Source organism: Amycolatopsis sp. NPDC051373, from assembly GCF_040689465.1.
In the GTDB taxonomy this organism is placed as follows: Bacteria; Actinomycetota; Actinomycetes; order Mycobacteriales; family Pseudonocardiaceae; genus Amycolatopsis.
Genome location: NZ_JBFBAE010000010.1, coordinates 241,219 through 258,694 on the forward strand (window position 1 = coordinate 241,219; position 17,476 = coordinate 258,694).

Below are 17,476 nucleotides of genomic sequence, written 5' to 3' on the forward strand. Positions count from 1 at the left end.
TGTCTGAGAAGACTGAGAAGTCTCTGGCCGGCCGCACGATCATCATGTCCGGCGGCAGCCGCGGCATCGGCGAGGCGATCGCCCTGCGCGCGGCCGCCGACGGCGCGAACGTGGCGCTGCTGGCCAAGACCGCCGAACCGCACCCGAAGCTGCCCGGCACGATCTACACCGCGGCCGAGGCCATCGAGAAGGCCGGCGGCCAGGCGCTGCCCATCCTCGGCGACGTCCGCGACGACGAGGGCGTGGCAGCCGCGGTGGCGAAGACCGTCGAGCAGTTCGGCGGCATCGACATCGTGGTGAACAACGCGAGCGCGATCGACCTCACGCCCACCGAGCAGGTGAGCATGAAGCGCTACGACCTGATGCAGGACATCAACGCGCGCGGCACTTTCCTGCTGTCCAAACTGGCCATCCCGCACCTGCGCAAGTCGGCCAACCCGCACGTGCTCACGCTGTCGCCGCCGATCAGCCTCGACGAGAAATGGTTCACGGCCGGGCACCTCGCGTACAGCATCGCGAAGTACTCGATGAGCCTCGTGACTGTCGGGCTCGCGGCGGAGCTGAAGAAGGACGGCATCGCGGCGAACTCGCTGTGGCCGCGCACCACGATCGACACCGCGGCGATCCGCAACGTCGTGGGCGCCGGGCTGGCCGACCGCAGCCGCACGCCGGAGATCATGGCCGACGCCGCGTACGCGATCCTGACCCGGCCGAGCCGCTCGACGACCGGCAACTTCTTCCTCGATGACGAGGTGCTCGCGGCCGAGGGCGTCACCGACCTCTCGAAGTACCGGATCGGCTCGTCGGAAGCGGACCTGCAGCTCGACTTTTGGGTCGATCCGGCCTGATGCTCCGGGAACCGCAGCAGGAGCGCAGCCGCACCACTCGCCGGCGGCTGATCGAGGCCGCGATGGACTGCATCGGCGAGCGGGGCTGGCACGGAGTCACGGTGGCCGTGATCGCGGAACGCGCCGGCGTGTCGCGCGGCGCCGCGCAGCACCACTTCCCGACGCGCGAGGACCTCGTCGCGGCGGCCGTGGAGCTGCTCGGCGAGTCGCAGATCACCGAGCTGCGGACGAAGGCCGACGGGCTGCCCACGGGGCCGTCGCGGATCGAGCGCGTGGTGGAGATGGTGCTGAACCTCTACACCGGGCCGCTGTTCCGCGCCGCGCTGCAGCTGTGGTCCGTGGCGTCCACCGACGAGCAGTTGCGCGGCACCCTCGTGCCGCTCGAAGCCCGCGTCGGCCGCGAGGCGCACCGCGTGACCGTGGAGCTGCTGGGCGTCGACGAGGCGAAGCCCGGGGTCCGCGAGCTGGTCCAGGCCACCCTGGACCTGGCCCGCGGCCTCGGCCTCGCCAACCTGCTGACCGACGACACCCGCCGCCGGCGCCAAATCGTGCGCGAGTGGGCCCACACTCTGGAGACGCGGCTCACCGGGCCGGCGAGCTGATCACGCGGCGCCGGCGGTGAGGTGGGCGCGGGCGGCGTGGACGAACTCGGCGACCAGCGGGTTCGGATCGCCGGCGCGGGTGGCGACCACGACCTTGCTGGTGGGCACGCCCCGCACGGGAACCGTGGCCAGGTCGGTGCGCAGTGAGCTGCGCCGGTCGCCGACCGGCAGGACCGCGATCGCCTGGCCGCCCGCGACGAGCTCGAGCCGGTCCTCGAAGCTCTCGGTGACCGGCCCGGCCGAGATCGGGCCGGGGTCACTCGGGCGATAGCCGGTCGCCGGGTAGATCGCGCGGGTGCCGCCGTGCGGGCAGACGAGGGACTCGCCGGGGGCGAAGTCGTCCGGGGTCACCGACGCGCGGCCGGCCAGGTGGTGGCCGGCAGGCACCACGAGCATCCGCGGCTCCTCGTAGAGCACGGTCGTCCGGACCGTGCCGGCCGGGGCGAACCGCGGGTCGCGCACGACGAGCACGTCCACCTGGCCTTCGGCGAACGCCCGCTCGTCGAAGCACTCGAGGTGGCGGGTGCCGATCTCGGCGCCGGGGTGGCGGCGGCGCAGGTCCCGGACGGCCGGCGTGATGACCAGGTCTTCGACGTACCCGATGAGGACCTTGCCGGCCGGCGCGTGGGCGCGGGCGGTGAGCACCGCCTGCCGAGCGGACTGCAGGAGCGCCCGCGCCTGCGGGAGGAACGCCTCGCCGGCCTCGGTGAGGTGGCTGCCCTGCGGAGTGCGGTGGAGCAGGCGCACTCCGAGCCGGTTCTCCAGACGCTGGATCTGGCGGCTCAGCGCCGGCTGCGCCAGGTGCAGCTCGGCCGCCGCCCGGCCGAAGTTCCGGTGCTCCGCCACGACCGTGAAGTACCGCACCAGGCGGAGCTCGAGGTCGGTCCCGAGATCGTTCACCCGATCAACAGTACCGAGTGATCGCCGCCTGCCGTCATGCCGTTTCGGGATCACGGGGTGCCGACCAGGTCTTGGACAGCGCTTCCGGACTGCCGAAGAGTCGGGGGCATGACGATGATCGAAAACGCCACGAGTGCGCTGGAGCTCAAGGGAAAGCGCGCTCTGGTCACGGGTGGCTCGCGGGGCATCGGTGCGGCTGTGGTGCGCCGGCTCCTGGCCGCGGGCGCCGAAGTGCTCACCACCGCCAGGTCGGCGACGAGCACGGTTCCGCACGGGGCCGCCTTCGTGGAGGCCGACGTGCGGACGCAGGCCGGGGCGCAGACGCTCGCCGCGGCCGCCCAGGAGCTGTTCGGCGGGGTGGACGTGGTGGTCCACAACGCGGGCGGTGCGCGCCCGCACCCGAGCGCGCTGGCCATTCCCCAGGCGGAGTGGCTCGACGCCCTGGACCTGAACCTCCTCGCGGCGGTGCGGCTGGATGCGCTGCTGGCGCCGGGGATGCGGGAGCGGCGCACGGGGACGATCGTGCACATCAGTTCCGCCGCGGTCCCCACGTCGGCACCGCCGTTCCTGCACTACACGGCGGCGAAGGCGGCGCTGGAGAACTACAGCCGGGGGCTCGCCGCGGAGCTGGCGCCGTCCGGGATCCGGGTCAACGCGGTCTCCCCAGGCCGGGTCGCCACCCCCGGCGGTGAAGCGACGCGGGAGCAGTGGGCCCGTCTGGACGCCGGGCCGGGTCCGGACAACCCGACCCCGCTCGGTCGCGACGGTGAACCGGAGGACATCGCCGGCGCCGTGCTGTTCCTCGTGTCCGACCAGGCGAGCTGGCTGACCGGCAGCACCCTCTTCGTCGACGGCGGCGAGTTCCCGCGCGGCTGACGCTGCCCGAATTACGAGAGGAACGAAAGAGTGGGCAAGTACCGCGACAAGAACGTGGTGATCACGGGTGGCGGCAGCGGTTTGGGCTTCGCCACGGCGAAGCTGCTCGCGGACGAGGGCGCCCGCGTGCTGATCACCGGCCGCTCGCAGGCCACGCTCGACGCGGCGGGCGCACGGCTCGGCGAAAACGCGCTGACCGCAAAGGGAAGTGTGGCGGCACTGTCCGATCTGGACGCCCTGGCCGACCGTGTGAAGCGCGAGCTCGGCACGGTGGAGGCCTTGTTCGTCAACGCCGGCATCGCGGCGACCACGCCATTCGAGTCAATCACCGAGGAGGTTTACGACGAGTTGTTCGCGATCAACGTGAAAGGCGCGTTCTTCACCGTGCAGAAGCTTGCTCCGCTGCTGAGTGAGGGCGCCGGCGTGGTCCTCACGACCTCGGTCGCGAACGTCGCGGGACTGCCGGACACCAGTGTGTACGCGGCCGGCAAGGCGGCGCTGCGTTCGCTGGCCCGCAGCCTCGCGCGCGAACTTCTCCCGCGGGGCATCCGGGTCAACGCGGTCAGCCCCGGCCCCATCGACACGGGGGCGCTGGAGAAGGTGATGACCGCGGAAGCGGCCGAGCGGTACAAGGCGGAGCGGATCGCGGACAACCCCATGCAGCGGTTCGGCACGCCCGCCGAGGTCGCCGGGGCGGCCGCGTTCCTCGCCTTCGACGCGACGTACACCACCGGGGCCGAGTTCGCCGTGGACAGAGGTGTCACCCAACTCTGAGCTCGCACTGGCCGCACATCGGTGCCGACCCGGGAGGAGCCGCGACTGTCCGGAACCGCCGAGGCCTGGTGAACGTCACAACTTCGGCCTAATAAGATGTGGTTGTTAACACATTCGGCCCAACGGACGATGACTCCGAGTAAGTGGCTCCACCAGGAAGAAGGTCGGTACCGGTGTCCGGTTCAGAAGGCGCGGCAGTCGAGCTGACGCACCGCGCGATGGCGATGCTCAGGGCGGTCGCCGCCCACCGCGCGGAGATGACCACGAGCAGCGAGCCCGACCTCTTCATCGACGGTTTCGCTTGCTGCGACCAGATGACCGCCCACAACCTCGCCCACGGCGGCTACATCCGCCCCGCCGTGCAGGACGCCGCGGGCCGCGTGGCCGCCGAGCTGACCGAGGCCGGGCACGCCGCGCTGGAGATCACCGTCGCCGCCTGAGGCGGCCACGCGGTGTCGCGAACGGGTGAAGGTTTCGCTCGCCCGTTCGGGTGGACCTTCGGCTCGAGTGTCGGTGTCCCTGGACTGGGCCCGGACTTTGAGTGTGAGTCGTCCGGTCGTGACCCCCCGCACGGTGCGGTTCAACCACCACGCCGCCAGCCGCAGTTGCTCGGGGATTTCGCTCGCGACCAGCTGATTCTTGCCCCGGTTCTGGGGGCGCACATCGCCGGTCCGGTCGTGCCCGCGGCTGGCGAGGTCGAACCACGCCGCCCGGCCGCGCTGCCGCCTCGGCTACGCGCGGGTTTGCCTCGCGAAACGGTTTCACGCCGCGCGCTGGTGGTCCAGGCCCCTGCCCTCGGCCGATGAGGTCGGACCAACCCGCCCGCAGTAGGACTCCGCCGTCAGAGCTGTGAGCGGATCTCGCCCGCTCGCGCTGTCACGGTGTCGAGGACGCGTTTCGCCGCCTCCAGGTCTTCGGGGGCGATGCCCGCGAACAGCCGGTCGCCGGCGGCGGTCGAGTCCGCCGTCAGGCGTTCGACCAGGTCGCGCGTTGCCGGGGTGACGTCGACGACGTCCCCGCTGGTCATCCGACCCGCCGACACGAGCCGGTCCACCACCGAGCGCACCACCTCGGCGGGCGCGACGGCCGTCGCCGCGGTGGTCTCCACCAAGGTCTCGGCGGGCTGGGCGCCATTGGCCACGGTCCGCAGGACCACATATTCGGTGAAGTCCAGACCTTCGCGGTCCAGCAACGTGGTGAGCAGGGAACGAGACGCGGCGGCGGCCAGGTTCAGGTCGCGGCCGCCGACGGCACGGGCTGTGGTCATGGTCTTCTCGCTTCCGGTGGGGTCCTCACCCAGCAGCGTCTGCAGGGTGTCGCGGAACCGGCGGGTCCGCGGGGTGCGGGAGCCGCCGAGGTTCGCCGTGAGCTCCTCGTGCAGGTCGCGCACGAGGGCGATCGCCTCGGTGATCACCTCGTGGCCCCGGGCGGTGAGGTCGAGCCGCACCGCGCGCGGGTCGTCCGGGTCCGAGGGACGGGTGACGAGGCCGGCCTGTTCGAGCGCCCGCGCCAGCTTCGACACGTGCAGCGCCTCGAGTCCCGTGTGGTCGGCCAGCTCGCGCTGGCTCGGCCGGACCCCGCGCACCACGAGGCCGGTGAGCGTCGCCAGCAGCGAGTACTGGGCGTGGGTCAGGCCGAGCGGCTTCACGGTCCGGTCGACGGCCGCCCGCCACTTCATGGACAACCGCCACACGAGGTGACCGGTGGTCGGGTTCTCGAGGCGCACGAAAGATAATGTACATGGATACTATATCCATGGCTACTATCGGCGGGAAAAGACGGGGATCCCGAAACCAAGGGATCCCCGTCTTCAGGCAGCTCAGCCCTGGTACCCGGCCACGATCTTCGTGAACGCGTACTTCTCCTGGTCGATGCCGCTGCACTCGCCGCCGCCGCTGCAGTCGCGGTTGGTGGCCCAGAACGTGAAGCGGCCGAGGTGGTGGCTCGAGGCGTAGTCGCGGATCGAGGTGAAGTTCGCGATGGACACGTTCTCGCCGGCGTTGTCGGTCTTGCCGTTCATCGACGACAGGCCGCTGTGCCGGTAGGCCTCGTCGTCGCTCCAGCCGAACCCGGACTTCAGCTGGTCCTTCAAGCCGTCGACGGCCGACTTCGTCATCGCGGCCATGTCGCCGCCGTCGGAGAAGTCGAAGGGCATGACCGACCAGACGTCGACGTTCGCGCCGATCGCCTTGGCCTGCGTGATGAGGCGGCTGCCCCACTCGGTCGGGCCCTGCGGGCTCGTGCCCATCGTGATGACGACGCGCACGCCCGGGTTCTTCTGCTTGGTGATCTTCACGGCGTTCAGGATGCGGTCCTGTACCGTCGCGTTCTCGAACTCGTCGGTGTTCTCGATGTCGAGGTCGATCGCCTTGAGCTGGTAGGCGTCGATCACCTTCTGGTACGCGCCGGCCAGGTCTTCCGGCGACCCGCACTGTGAGCCGAGCTTGGTGCCGGACCAGCCGCCGAACGACGGGATCACGTCGCCGCCGGCCGAGCGGATCTTCTGGATCAGGGCGGCGTCCGAACCGTTCAGGTCGCGGTTGCCGTCCCACTTCGGGTTGCAGCCGCCGTCGGACAACATGAAGGCCAGGGTGAACGCCTTCACGCCGGTGGCCGACATGGCCGCGGCGGGGTCGGTCTGCCCGCCCCATTGGTACAGGTACGGCGAAGCGAGCACAGGGTCCGGCGCGGCCAGCGCCGACGGGGCGAGGCCGAGGGTGGTGGCCAGCGCGGCGCCCGCGGCGAGCGCGACGGTGGCCAGACGGCGCAGGGGTTTCATTGGTCCTCCAACGTGGGACGCACGCGTGAGCGCGCTTGTGTGGAGCACCTCCGATGCTTGATGCGGCGGTATCAACTCGAAGGAGCACGCGGTGGGATGTGCTCCGTCACAATGGACTAGACCATTAGGAAGTGTCAAGGTCTGAGAACAGGAAGAAAAAAACCGCCGAAAGTCGGTGGCAGCAACGAAATCGACCGGTGATCATGGACGCGACAAGGGCGCCTTCGTCGTGCCCGGAAACGCGAGCGAGCCCGCGGTGAGAGGTCGCCACGGGCTCGCTCGGTGGGTCTGAGGAGACGGGTCAGGACTGGGCGTAGCAACGCTCGAGCTCGTCGAGCCGGTAGAAGTAGCTGCCGCGGTGCACCGGCGCGCAGCTCGCCTTGAACGCGGTCTGCTTCTCGTTGTAGAGCATGCGCACGAGGTAGGTGTGACCGTCGGTGTAGAGGTCCCACTGGATGTTCGCCGCCATCGGCGCCACCTGCGCGCCGCGGAACGGGTTGTTCGCGTAGGTGAACAGCTGGCTCTCAGGCTGCTGCTTCGTGCTGCCGGGCAGGCCGAGCAACGACGCGAGGGGGAAGATCTCCTCGGCGTGGGTGAAGCGCAGCTCGGCGTCGCGCGAGGTGGTGCCGGCGCGCTTGGCGTCGAGCTGGGCGAACATGTCGCCGAGCAGGCCGCCGGCCATCTTGTACGTGATGTCGCTGCCGGAGAACGCGGGACCGTTCTCGTAGAACGAAGTCACGTCGTCGAGGTAGCCGAACCACGAGGCCTCGTCGAGCGTGATGTAGCGGTCGAAGTGCCAGTGGCCCTCGCCCGCGAGGTCCACCGTGACCTGATCCATCGCGTACACCGCGTCGGCCGCGGCGACCTCGTCCTTGAACTCAGCGTGCTTCCCGGCCGCGACCTCGTCCACGAACTTCTTCGAGAAGCTGCGCTGCAGCACCGAACGCGCCACGGCGTGCGTGCGCGGCTGGTCCGTGGCGGCCTTCTCGGCGGCGGCGACGCGCGGGTCGTTGTCGACGTAGTCGTTGTACTCGACGTTCGACTTGTGGAAGTACAGCAGGGCGTCGTCGGTGCGGGTGGCCGTGGTCGCCAGCCCCGGCTTCGCCGCCTTCAGTCCGGCGACGAACTCGTTGGCGCTGTCCACCGTGCGCTGCTGGCTCGACGCGACGACGTCGATCTTCGGCGTCGTTCCCGTTGCCGCGTCGGCGAAGAGCGACGGCAGCCGTCGCACCATGCGCTGCGCGGTGGTGCGCATCTCGTCGCGGCCTTCCTGCGTGAGCAGGCCGTAGCCGTCGCGGGCGTTGACCGCGAGCAGCGCCTGCACGTCCGGGCCGAGCTGCTTGCCGACGCCGGTCAACGCGCCTTCGGACTTCGCGGTGTTCCACAGCGCCAGCAAGGCGTCGCCGTCGTCGCTGTCGGAAAGGGTGCGCGCGCCGTGGCGCGAGACGTTCTCGGTGAACACCGGGCGGAACGACGAAGGGAGCCGCTCGTAGGAGTACAGGTTGCCCTGCGGCTCGTAGGCGGTCTTGGTGGTGAACGCGTCCTGCGTCGCGTTCCCCTCGTGCGCCTGCGCCGGCAGGGCGAACAGCCCCGACAGCGCCAATGCGGCCCCGCCGATTCCGGCCACAACACGTCTCATCGAGCTACCCCGCTGTCTGGTCTGGTGAAAGGACGGCTCAGTAGACACGCCGGTCGTGACGCGGTTCGGGACAGCGGGTATCGCGCCGGTGAATTCCCGGGGTTCCGGTGAGCGGGAACACAGTGGTCGGACGGCCCTGTCTGCCGCCTCCCGACAGGACAGTGGCGGCCGGCTGATCGCACAGCCGGCCACCACTTTTCGCGAGGGTCTACAGACGCAGGCTGCCCACGATCCCGGTCAGGACGCCGTGACTCGAGCCCGAGTCGGTGTTCGCGTCGGTGTTCGAGCCGGTGTGGCTCGACTGCGCGCCGTCCGGCCCGGCCCGGCTCTGGCCCTGGTCGAAGCTCGCGCCGCCGTTTCCGTCGGTGTCGGCCGTGGTGTGGTCATTGCTCACGCCATCGGGGCCGGCGTTGCTGTTCTGCTGGCGGTAGGAAGCGCTTCTCCGCTCTGTTCACCCGTGCTCGCGTGCGTGGAACTGGTGCTCACGCCGGCGGGCCCGGCAGCCACGTTCGTGTTCGTGTACGTGTCGGCCGAGGCGATCCCGGCGGCCCCGAGCGTCAGCGGCAAAGCGATCGCACTGGCGGCGACGATACGGCGAATGGTCTTCATCTGAAGCTCCTCTTCTCGTCGGTCCGAAACGGTGATCGGCTTCGTTCGGACGGCTTTCCGTGCCGCCGGATCCCTGACCACGCCCCTCCGGTGATCACTCTCACCGCGGTCCGGACCCATCCGCGCACCGCCACGGATCCGAAAGACCGGCCTCGAGAAACGCCGGCCACACTTAAGCAGGTGCCGAAAACCTCGTGAACCCGCTATTTTGCCGAAATGGTGGGGGATCCGGCGACTGCCGGAGGGGGTCGCCGGCGCCGGTTTCCTGTCGCCGTGGCGGACTGGGAGCTGTGGCGCGTGCGTACCCGCGTGCTGGCGGCGTTCGTGGTGTGCGTGGACGCGCTGGCGCTGGCCGCGACCATCGCCGTGGCGGTGCTGGTTCCCGTGCCGCTCACGGGTTCCGCGCGGTTCGCCGTGCTGGTCGTGGGGATGCTGGTGAGCGCGGAGCTGAGCCGCTCGGCCGAACGCGGACGCGGGGAAACGTTGCTGGGCCCGGGTTTCGGCACGCCGTGGGTGTTCGCCGGCGCGGTGGCGCTGCCGCCGGTGCCCGCCGTGGTGCTCGCGGTGGTCTCAGGCGCGCACCGGTGGCTGCGCGTGCGGCGGCGCGCGCCGTACCGGCAGGTGTTCGAGGTGGCCGCGACGGCGCTGGCCTTGCTGCTCGCGGGCCGGTTCCTCGCCGTGACGGTGCCCGTCCCGCCGAGTTCGCTGGGCGACGTCCGCCTGATGGGACTGCTCGTGGTCGCGGCAGTCGTGTTCACGCTCGTCGACGCGGCGCTCACCGGGGTTGTGCGCGGCTACCGGCAGGGTGTGGCGGGGCTGCTGTTCGACGTCGCGATGGTCGCGTTGGGTATCGCACTCGCCTGGGCCGTGGTGGATTCGCCGCTCGTCGTGCCGTTGCTCGCCGCGGCGCTCGTGGTGCTGTACCGCGGCGGCGTCGGCGCCACCCCGCGCGCCGAGCCGACGGCGGACGCGGGCACCGGCGCCCTCACGGCGTCCGCCTGGTGGGACGCCGCCCGTGTGCAGCCGGCCCCGGCGTACTCCGTGCTGGTGCTTGACCTCGACCGGTTCGGCGACGTCAACGCCCGCCACGGCCGCCGCGTCGGCGATGCCGTGTTGTGGGCCATCGCCGATGCGTTGCGGGACGAAGTCCGCTCCGCCGACCTCGTCGGGCGCTCCGGTGGTGGCGAGTTCGCCGTGTTCCTCCCCGGCACCAAGCCATTCGACGCGCTCGCCATCGCCGAACGCATCCGCTTGCGCGTCGCCTCGACGGCCGTCGCGTTGAAGGCGCCCTACGGCAGCCCGCAGTTTGCGTGGGCGACGGTGTCCGTCGGCGTCGCTTCCCGTCCCGCTGACGGCGACACAGCGGACGCGGTCTTCGCGGCCGCGGTGAAAGCCGTGCGGCGCGCGAAAGCCGGCGGTCGCAACCGGACTGTGTGTGCCGGTGGTTCGTCAACGCAGTAGGTCAGTCCGAAGTGGACGGGACGCCGATGTCCTCGAACCACAGCTGCGGGCGAGTCTCGATGAACTCCTCCATCAGCGCCGTGCACGCGGGGTCGTCGAGGACGTCGATGCGCACGCCGTGCTCGGCGAGCCAGTCGTGGCCGCCGGAGAAGGTCTTGGCTTCGCCGATGATCACCCGCGGGATGCCGAACTGGCGCACGAGGCCGCTGCAGTACCAGCACGGCGAGAGCGTGGTGACCATGATCGTGTCGCGGTAATGGGGGCGGCGCCCGGCGTTGCGGAACGCCGTGGTCTCCGCGTGCAGCGACGGGTCGCCGTCCTGCACCCGGCGGTTGTGGCCGCGGCCGAGGAGCTTGCCGGAGTGGTCGAAGAGGGCCGCGCCGATCGGCACGCCGCCCTCGGCCTTCCCGAGCTCGGCCTCCTCGCGGGCGACGGCGAGCAACGCGTGCGGATCGATCTGCATGGCCCACACTTCACCGGCCCCGCTCCCGGAAGGCAAGTCCACGGCCATCGAGGACCGATCCTGTCCGCGAGGTCTGGCAGAGTGGCCCGAATGTACGGAACCTCGGAGCGGCTGCTGCGCCTGTTGTCCCTGCTGCAGGCCCGCCGCGACTGGCCGGGGCCGGACCTGGCCGACCGGCTCGGCGTCGACGTGCGCACGGTCCGCCGCGACGTCGAGCGCCTGCGTGGCCTCGGTTACCCGGTGCACGCGACGCCGGGGGTCGCGGGTGGCTACCGGCTGGGGGCCGGCGCCGCGCTGCCGCCGTTGCTGCTGGACGACGACGAGGCCGTGGCCGTCGCGGTCGGGCTGCGGACGGCGGCGAACGGCACGGTGTCGGGCATCGAGGAGACGTCGGTGCGGGCACTGGCCAAGCTCGAACAGGTGCTGCCCGCGCGGCTGCGCCACCGCGTGAGCGCCATGGGCTCGGCGATGCTGCAGCTCGGTGGCGGGGGACCGGTCGTCGACGCCGAGGTGCTCACCGTGATCGCGTCGGCCTGCCGCGACCACGAGCGGGTGCGCTTCACCTACGCCAACCACACCGGCCAGGTCACCGAACGCGACGTCGAGCCCCTGCGCCTGGTCCACACGGGCCGTCGCTGGTACCTCGTCGCCTACGATCTGGGCCGCGACGGCTGGCGCACGTTCCGCGTCGACCGCATCGAAGGCGTGCCGGCGCCCGGCTTCCGCTTCACGCCGCGCGAACCGCCTGCGGAAGACCTCGCCGCGTACGTGTCGCAGGCGATCTCTTCGGCGCCCTACGCACACCAGATGTCCCTGCTCGTGTCGGTGCCGGCGGAGGTGCTCGCCGCCCGTGTGCCGCCGACCGCCGGCACCGTCGAGCCCGTGGACGAGCACACGTGCCGGCTGCGCACCGGCGCGGCCGACCTCGCCGCGGCGCCGTTCTACCTCGCGCAGTGGGACTACGACTTCGTCGTGGAAGACGCGCCGCCCGGCCTGCTCGACCGGCTGGCGCGCATCGCGGAACGCTTCGCCTCGGCGGCGGCGCGCAGCTGAGCCGGTCGAGGGGTCAGGCTGTGCGCGTGCCGAGCATCCGCAGCACCAGCTCGCTGTACTCCTTGCCCAGCGCGGCCGGCGTCTGGCGCGTGCGCTCGCTGTACCAGCGGGCCACGTCGACACCCAGCGACAGCACCGCGCGGGCCGCCGTGTGCGAATCGGTCACAGAGAACGCGCCGGACTCGGCGCCCGCGGCGATCACGTCGCGCACGATGCGCTCGATGCGCCGCCGCAGCTCCGTGACGACCTCGAACTCCTTCTCCGGCAGCGCGTTGAGCTCGTACTGCACCACCCGCGCCACCGTGTGGCGCCGCGCGTGCCAGGCCACGAAGTCCTCGACCACGAGCCGGATGCGCTCGACGGGGTCCTGGGCCTTCTCCAGCGCGTTCTCCACCAGCGCCAGCGTCTGCTCGTGGCCGCTGCGGCTGATCTCGAACAGCAGCGCCGCCTTCGACGGGAAGTGCACGTACAACGCGGCGGGGCTCATCCCCGCGGCGCTGGCGATGTCCCGCGTGGTCGTGGCGTGGTACCCGCGCTTCGCGAAGGACTCCACACCGGCCAGCATCAGCCGGCGCGCGGTCTCGGGCTGCACGTCGGGCCACAGCTCGGCCGAGAGTGAAGTCGTCATCCGGCGATCCTCCCAGATCTGCTGACGCGCCCGGCGGGCGTGAACCGTCCGCCCAGTCTAAGCGGTTGCTCATCGCCCGGCTCCGGTGTCGGCTCGGACGAGCCGCCGCGGGGTAGGCTCGGGCGCACCGTCGTCGCCGCTGGGGGAGCCGTGAGCGCAACGTTCGTCACCCTGATCGAGCTCGGCGGCAAGACGGCGACCGGGTTCGCCGTGCCGGCCGAGGTGGTCACGGCGCTGGGCTCGGGCAAGCGGCCGAAAGTCCTGGTCACCCTCGGCGCGCACACCTACCGCAGCACGATCGTGGTCTACGGGGGCACGTTCATGCTGCCGCTGAGCGCGGTCAACCGGGAGGCAGCCGGCGTCGCCGCGGGCGACGAGGTCGAGGTCACGGTGGAGCTCGACACCGCGGAACGGACCGTCGAAGTGCCGGACGACCTTGCCGCCGCACTCGGCGCGCACCCCGGCGCCCGCGCCGCGTTCGACCGGCTTTCCTATACCGCGCAACGAGAGCGAGCCGAAGCAGTGGCGTCGGCCAAACGGCCGGAAACGCGGGAGCGCCGCCTCGCCAAGATCGTCGCCGAGCTTGCCGGCTGACCACCGGGCGGTGCCGGCGCTCACACGCCCGTCGCGGCTGCGCGCAGCGCCGTAAGGTGACCGGAATGGCCGGAAGCAGAGCGGGTGGAGCCGGATGAGCCGCCGCACGACGCAGCTGGCCGGGCTCGATCTCAACCTGCTCGTCGTTCTCCGGGAGCTGCTGCGCGAGCGAAACGTGACCCGCGCGGCGGAGCGGGTCGGCGTCAGCCAGCCGGCGTTGAGCGCGGCGCTGGCGCGGCTGCGGCGGCACTTCGACGACGAGCTGCTGGTCCGCGAGGGCCGTGGCTACGTCCTGACCCCGCTGGCTCGCCAGCTCGGCCGCCAGGTCGAGGACGTGTGCGCGGCGGCCGAGCAGCTGTTCGCCACCGGGTCGAGCTTCGCGCCCGGCACGTCGGTGCGGGAGTTCACGCTGCTGATGGCCGATTACACGCTGTCGGTGATCGGGCAGCCGCTGGCCGAGTTGTTCGAGCGGGAGGCGCCGCGCGCGCGGCTGCGGATCCGGCTCGTGCGCGAATCGCTGAGCGCGGATCTGCCGCGGGTCGTCCGGTTCGTCGACGGGGTGGTCGCACCGCCGATCGAGCTGGAAGAACTGCCCCGGCTGCGCTCGGCCGAGCTGTTCCGCGACGAGTGGGTCTGCGTCGTGTGGGCCGGGCACGAGCTCGGCGCCGGCGGGCTCACCCTGGCCGACCTGCAGCGGCTCGACTGGGTGGTGCCGTATCACCGTGAGCCGGGGGTGCCGCTGCCGCCGGTGTCGCGCCGGCTCGCCGCGCTGGGGCTCGCGCCGCGGGTCGCGATGAGCGTGGAGAGCTACCAGGCCGTGCCCGCGCTCGTGGTCGGAACCCACCGGATCGCGCTGGTGCAACGCCGGCTGGCCGTCGAGTTCGCCAAGCGGTCCGACATCTCGGTCCTCGAGTGCCCCGGCGAGCCGGAGGGGATCGTCGAGACGCTGTGGTGGCACGACGACCTCGACCTCGATCCCGCGCACGCCTGGCTGCGCGAGGCGCTGCGCGGCATCGGCGAGCGGCTGGGCTGAGGGCGCCAACCATAACCCAGGCTGATTATCGGGATCAGGATTTCTGACTTCCGGGCTTCGGCGAGGATTCTTAGACTCCCTCGGTGTCAGCGATATATCGCAGCGGAGCGGTATTCGTGATCGGAAGGAACTCCCTGGATGTCGACGACCGTATCCACGACAGACGAGCGACTGACTCCGGAAGCACGACGATCGATCGTCGGTGGCATCCTCTCCTTGTTCGTCGACAGCTTCGACATCTATCTGCCCGCACTCGTGCTGCCGGCGGTGATGGACTACTTCGAACCGCCCTCCATGCCGGCCACGACGAAGGTCACCCTGGTGACCGTCATCTTCGTCGTCACCTTGCTCGGACGGCCGATCGGCGGCCCGATCTTCGGCAACCTGGCGGACAAGATCGGGCGCCGCCGCGTCACCCTGATCACCGGCGTCGGGTTCACGATCGTCACCCTGCTCATCGGCCTCATGCCGGGTTACGCGACCTGGGGCTACGGCTCGATCGTCGGCTTGATCCTGCTTCGCCTGATCGGTGGCGTGTTCCTGGGTGGCGGCTATGCGGGGCCGGTCCCGCTGGCCATCGAACGCTCGCCGATGCGCCGGCGTGGGCTGGTCGGCGGCGTGATGGCGGCCGGTGCTCCCGCGGCGATCACGCTCATCAGCATCATCCAGCTCGTGGTGCTGGAACGGTTTTCCGGTCCGGACCTGCAATCCTGGGGCTGGCGCATTCCTTTCTTCTTCGGGTTTCTGCTCGGAATCGCGTACGTCGCCTACTATTCGCGCGTCAAAGAGGTCGACCTCGAGGCGCTCAAGAAATCGCGAAAGGGAAATCGCGCGCCGATTTTCGAGCTGTTCAGCCGACGCAACATCCGTGGTTTCGGTCAGGTTTTCCTCCTGATGACCGGTATGTGGTTCGCCGCCCAGATCGTGCTCTCGTTCATGCCCGGGCTCCTGGTCGGCGTCCTGCACCAGAACCCGTCCAACGTGAGCACGCTGGAGATCATCGCCAACGTCGCGACGATCATCGGCATGATCCTCGCCGGGGTCCTGGGCCAGCGGATCGGCCGCCGGAAACTGCTGCTCGGCTGCGCTGTCGCCATCACCGTCGGGGCGAGCCTCGCCTACGTATTCCTCGTGCTGGTCGCGCGGTCCGGGGCGGGGTTCCTGCCGATCGGCATCCTCGCGTTCGTCGCCTTCGTACTGCCCAACGCCCCGCTCGGCTGCCTGGTCGTCTACCTCAACGAGCGCTTCGGCGCCGGTGTCCGCTCCTCGGGTTATGGCACGGTCTACACCCTCAGCCTCATCCTGCCCGCGCTCTACAGCGTCTGGATCACCGTGCTGCAGGCCGTACTGCCGTACGAGTACACCGCGGTGGTGCTGATCGTCCTGGGCGGCGTGCTGTTCTTCATCGGCGCGTGGATCGGCCCGGAGACCAAGGGCACGGTGCTGCTCGGCGAGCCGGTCGAATCGGGCCGGGCCACGCAGACGGCCGAATGATCCCGCCCCGACAAGAACGAGGAGCCACGATCAGCACACGCAGCAACCACCCGGTCGGCTCGCCCCGGTGGGCGACGACCCGGACGCAGTGGAAATCGATGGGCTACACCGACGAGCAGATCCGGCGCCCCAAGATCGCCGTGGTCAACTCTTCGTCCGGGCTCGCGCCGTGTTTCGCCCACCTCGACCCGATCGCCACCGCGGTGAAGGAGTCGATAGACGCCGCCGGCGGGCTGGCTTTCGAGATCCGGACCGTGGCTCCGACCGACTTCATCATGGCCGCCGGCCGTGGTGGTGGCTACGTCCTGTCGGGCCGGGACCTGGTGTCCTACGACATCGAAGCCGTCGTCGACGGGGCGCAGCTCGACGGGATGGTCTGCCTGGCCTCGTGCGACAAGACGACACCGGGTCAGCTGATGGCGGCAGCGCGCACCGACGTGCCGACGCTGGTCATCGCGTGCGGCTACCAGAGCTGCGGAGCCCTCGACGACGGCCGCCGCGTGGACATCGAGGACGTGTTCGTCGACGCCGGCAAGCTGGCGTCGGGCGCGATCAGCTTCGACGACCTCTGTGCCATGTCGGACCGGGCGATCACCGGCCCCGGTGTCTGCACGGGCATGGGCACGGCCAACACGATGCACGTCGTCGCCGAGGCTCTCGGCATGGCACTGCCCGGCACAGCGCCGACCCGCGCCAACAGCGACACCATGTGGGCGGCGGTCCGGGCTTCGGGCGCCGCGATTCTGGCCGCGGTCGAGGCCGACCGGCGGCCCAGCACGGTGATGACGCCGGGTGCGGTCCGCAACGCGGTGGCCGCGGTCATCGCCGTCAGCGGGTCGATCAACGCGGTCAAGCACCTCGAGGCGATCGCCGCCGAACTCCCCGGCGACCTCGACGTGCACGGCCTGTTCGAGGAGCTCGGCCGCCACGTCGGCCCGCTCACGGCGGTGCGCCCCAACGGGCCGTCGTCGATCGAGGAGTTCGACGACGCCGGTGGTGCTCGCGCCGTGCTGGCCCAGCTCGGCGACGTCGTCGACGGCTCGGTCGCGACGATGAGCGGCCGGACGATGGCCGAGAACCTCGCCGGTGTGACGGTGGACGCCGCCGTGATCAGAGCCGAACCGATCCGGCCGGAGGCGACGATCGTGCTGATGCGAGGCAGCCTGTGCCCGGGTACCGCGATCGTGAAGCTGTCGGTCACCGAGACGCGAGCGCGCGCTTTCCGTGGCCCGGCACGGGTTTACGAGTCGGCGCCCGAGGCCACCGCGGCGATCGAGCTCGGTGAGGTGCGGCCCGGCGAGGTACTCGTGCTCCGCGGGCTCGGCGTCACCGGAACCCCGGGGATGGGCATGGCGTCGGCTGTGGTCTTCGCGCTCAACGGCGCCGGGCTGAGCGAGCAGGTCGCCTTCGTCACCGACGGGCAGCTCTCCGGTCTCGTGAACAAGGGCATCGTCGTCGGGGAGGTCACCCCCGAAGGCGGCGTCCCCGGCCCGCTCGGTGTGGTGCGCACCGGGGACGAGATCGCGATCGACGTCCCGGCGCGCACCGCCGACCTGCTCGTGGCACCGGCCGAGCTCGAGCACCGGCTCGCGGACTACCCCCGCACGCGGCCGCCGCAGACCTGGCCGGCTCGCCCGGGTTCGTGGCTCGGTGTGTACGCCGACGCCGTGGAACCGCTCGACCGGGGCGCGACCCTGCGCCGTTCTTCTTCGTCCTAAGGAGT

19 protein-coding genes are annotated in these 17,476 nt (G+C 70.8%); 12 read left to right on the forward strand and 7 right to left on the reverse strand.

Annotation, left to right across the window (positions count from 1 at the left end):
• Positions 1-44 precede the first annotated feature (44 nt).
• Positions 45-848 (forward strand): NAD(P)-dependent oxidoreductase, encoded by an 804-nt coding sequence (locus tag AB0383_RS20900; protein ID WP_364177089.1) that lies wholly within the window; start codon positions 45-47, stop codon positions 846-848.
• On the forward strand, positions 848-1,450 hold the full coding sequence (locus AB0383_RS20905) for a TetR/AcrR family transcriptional regulator (protein ID WP_364176966.1): 603 nt from the start codon (positions 848-850) through the stop codon (positions 1,448-1,450). Before AB0383_RS20900 ends, AB0383_RS20905 begins: the two co-directional genes overlap by 1 nt.
• Here the strand turns inward: AB0383_RS20905 and AB0383_RS20910 are convergent, their stop codons facing one another.
• Entirely contained in the window at positions 1,451-2,350 is a 900-nt protein-coding gene (locus tag AB0383_RS20910) for a LysR family transcriptional regulator (protein WP_364176968.1), read from the reverse strand.
• A 108-nt stretch (positions 2,351-2,458) separates the two neighbouring features.
• Here AB0383_RS20910 and AB0383_RS20915 point away from each other — a divergent pair, with 108 nt between their 5' ends.
• The 3 genes from AB0383_RS20915 (at position 2,459) to AB0383_RS20925 (ending at position 4,440) form a co-directional block, all read left to right on the forward strand.
• On the forward strand, positions 2,459-3,226 hold the full coding sequence (locus AB0383_RS20915) for an oxidoreductase (RefSeq protein WP_364176971.1): 768 nt from the start codon (positions 2,459-2,461) through the stop codon (positions 3,224-3,226).
• 30 nt (positions 3,227-3,256) lie between these two features.
• Complete coding sequence (locus AB0383_RS20920; protein ID WP_364176974.1) at positions 3,257-4,000, forward strand: SDR family oxidoreductase; 744 nt, start codon at positions 3,257-3,259, stop codon at positions 3,998-4,000.
• Between the two features lie 173 nt (positions 4,001-4,173).
• Positions 4,174-4,440 carry a hypothetical protein gene (locus AB0383_RS20925; protein WP_364176977.1) on the forward strand — a complete coding sequence of 89 codons (267 nt, stop codon included), beginning with the start codon at positions 4,174-4,176 and terminating at the stop codon, positions 4,438-4,440.
• A 401-nt stretch (positions 4,441-4,841) separates the two neighbouring features.
• Here the strand turns inward: AB0383_RS20925 and AB0383_RS20930 are convergent, their stop codons facing one another.
• The 4 genes from AB0383_RS20930 to AB0383_RS20945 all read right to left on the reverse strand — a co-directional run bounded on the left by AB0383_RS20930 (position 4,842) and on the right by AB0383_RS20945 (position 8,812).
• Positions 4,842-5,726 carry a winged helix DNA-binding protein gene (locus AB0383_RS20930; RefSeq protein ID WP_364176980.1) on the reverse strand — a complete coding sequence of 295 codons (885 nt, stop codon included), beginning with the start codon at positions 5,724-5,726 and terminating at the stop codon, positions 4,842-4,844.
• Between the two features lie 93 nt (positions 5,727-5,819).
• Positions 5,820-6,779, reverse strand: coding sequence for a chitinase (locus tag AB0383_RS20935; protein ID WP_364176982.1), 960 nt, complete (start codon positions 6,777-6,779; stop codon positions 5,820-5,822).
• Positions 6,780-7,080: 301 nt separating this feature from the next.
• Positions 7,081-8,418, reverse strand: a complete 1,338-nt coding sequence (locus AB0383_RS20940; RefSeq protein ID WP_364176985.1) for a histidine-type phosphatase — start codon at positions 8,416-8,418, stop codon at positions 7,081-7,083.
• A gap of 208 nt (positions 8,419-8,626) precedes the next feature.
• Positions 8,627-8,812 carry a hypothetical protein gene (locus AB0383_RS20945; RefSeq protein ID WP_366188288.1) on the reverse strand — a complete coding sequence of 62 codons (186 nt, stop codon included), beginning with the start codon at positions 8,810-8,812 and terminating at the stop codon, positions 8,627-8,629.
• 75 nt (positions 8,813-8,887) lie between these two features.
• On the opposite strand from AB0383_RS20945, the gene AB0383_RS20950 reads away from it, so the two are divergent.
• On the forward strand, positions 8,888-9,031 hold the full coding sequence (locus AB0383_RS20950) for a hypothetical protein (protein WP_366188289.1): 144 nt from the start codon (positions 8,888-8,890) through the stop codon (positions 9,029-9,031).
• 269 nt (positions 9,032-9,300) lie between these two features.
• Positions 9,301-10,488: a GGDEF domain-containing protein gene (locus AB0383_RS20955; RefSeq protein ID WP_366188290.1), complete on the forward strand. Its 1,188-nt coding sequence runs from the start codon at positions 9,301-9,303 to the stop codon at positions 10,486-10,488.
• A 1-nt stretch (position 10,489) separates the two neighbouring features.
• On the opposite strand, the gene AB0383_RS20960 is transcribed toward AB0383_RS20955, so the two are convergent.
• Positions 10,490-10,951 (reverse strand): nucleoside deaminase, encoded by a 462-nt coding sequence (locus AB0383_RS20960; RefSeq protein ID WP_220238773.1) that lies wholly within the window; start codon positions 10,949-10,951, stop codon positions 10,490-10,492.
• A gap of 90 nt (positions 10,952-11,041) precedes the next feature.
• Here AB0383_RS20960 and AB0383_RS20965 point away from each other — a divergent pair, with 90 nt between their 5' ends.
• Complete coding sequence (locus tag AB0383_RS20965; protein ID WP_364176993.1) at positions 11,042-12,004, forward strand: YafY family protein; 963 nt, start codon at positions 11,042-11,044, stop codon at positions 12,002-12,004.
• A gap of 13 nt (positions 12,005-12,017) precedes the next feature.
• On the opposite strand, the gene AB0383_RS20970 is transcribed toward AB0383_RS20965, so the two are convergent.
• A complete protein-coding gene (locus AB0383_RS20970; RefSeq protein ID WP_364176996.1) occupies positions 12,018-12,632 on the reverse strand; it encodes a TetR/AcrR family transcriptional regulator in 615 nt (204 codons plus the stop codon).
• Positions 12,633-12,782: 150 nt separating this feature from the next.
• Here AB0383_RS20970 and AB0383_RS20975 point away from each other — a divergent pair, with 150 nt between their 5' ends.
• The 4 genes from AB0383_RS20975 (at position 12,783) to AB0383_RS20990 (ending at position 17,471) form a co-directional block, all read left to right on the forward strand.
• Entirely contained in the window at positions 12,783-13,226 is a 444-nt protein-coding gene (locus AB0383_RS20975; protein WP_366188291.1) for a YdeI/OmpD-associated family protein, read from the forward strand.
• Positions 13,227-13,320: 94 nt separating this feature from the next.
• On the forward strand, positions 13,321-14,259 hold the full coding sequence (locus AB0383_RS20980; protein ID WP_364177000.1) for a LysR family transcriptional regulator: 939 nt from the start codon (positions 13,321-13,323) through the stop codon (positions 14,257-14,259).
• 138 nt (positions 14,260-14,397) lie between these two features.
• Positions 14,398-15,753, forward strand: coding sequence for an MFS transporter (locus tag AB0383_RS20985; RefSeq protein ID WP_364177003.1), 1,356 nt, complete (start codon positions 14,398-14,400; stop codon positions 15,751-15,753).
• Positions 15,754-15,851: 98 nt separating this feature from the next.
• Positions 15,852-17,471 (forward strand): dihydroxy-acid dehydratase, encoded by a 1,620-nt coding sequence (locus tag AB0383_RS20990; RefSeq protein ID WP_366188292.1) that lies wholly within the window; start codon positions 15,852-15,854, stop codon positions 17,469-17,471.
• Positions 17,472-17,476: the final 5 nt, after the last annotated feature.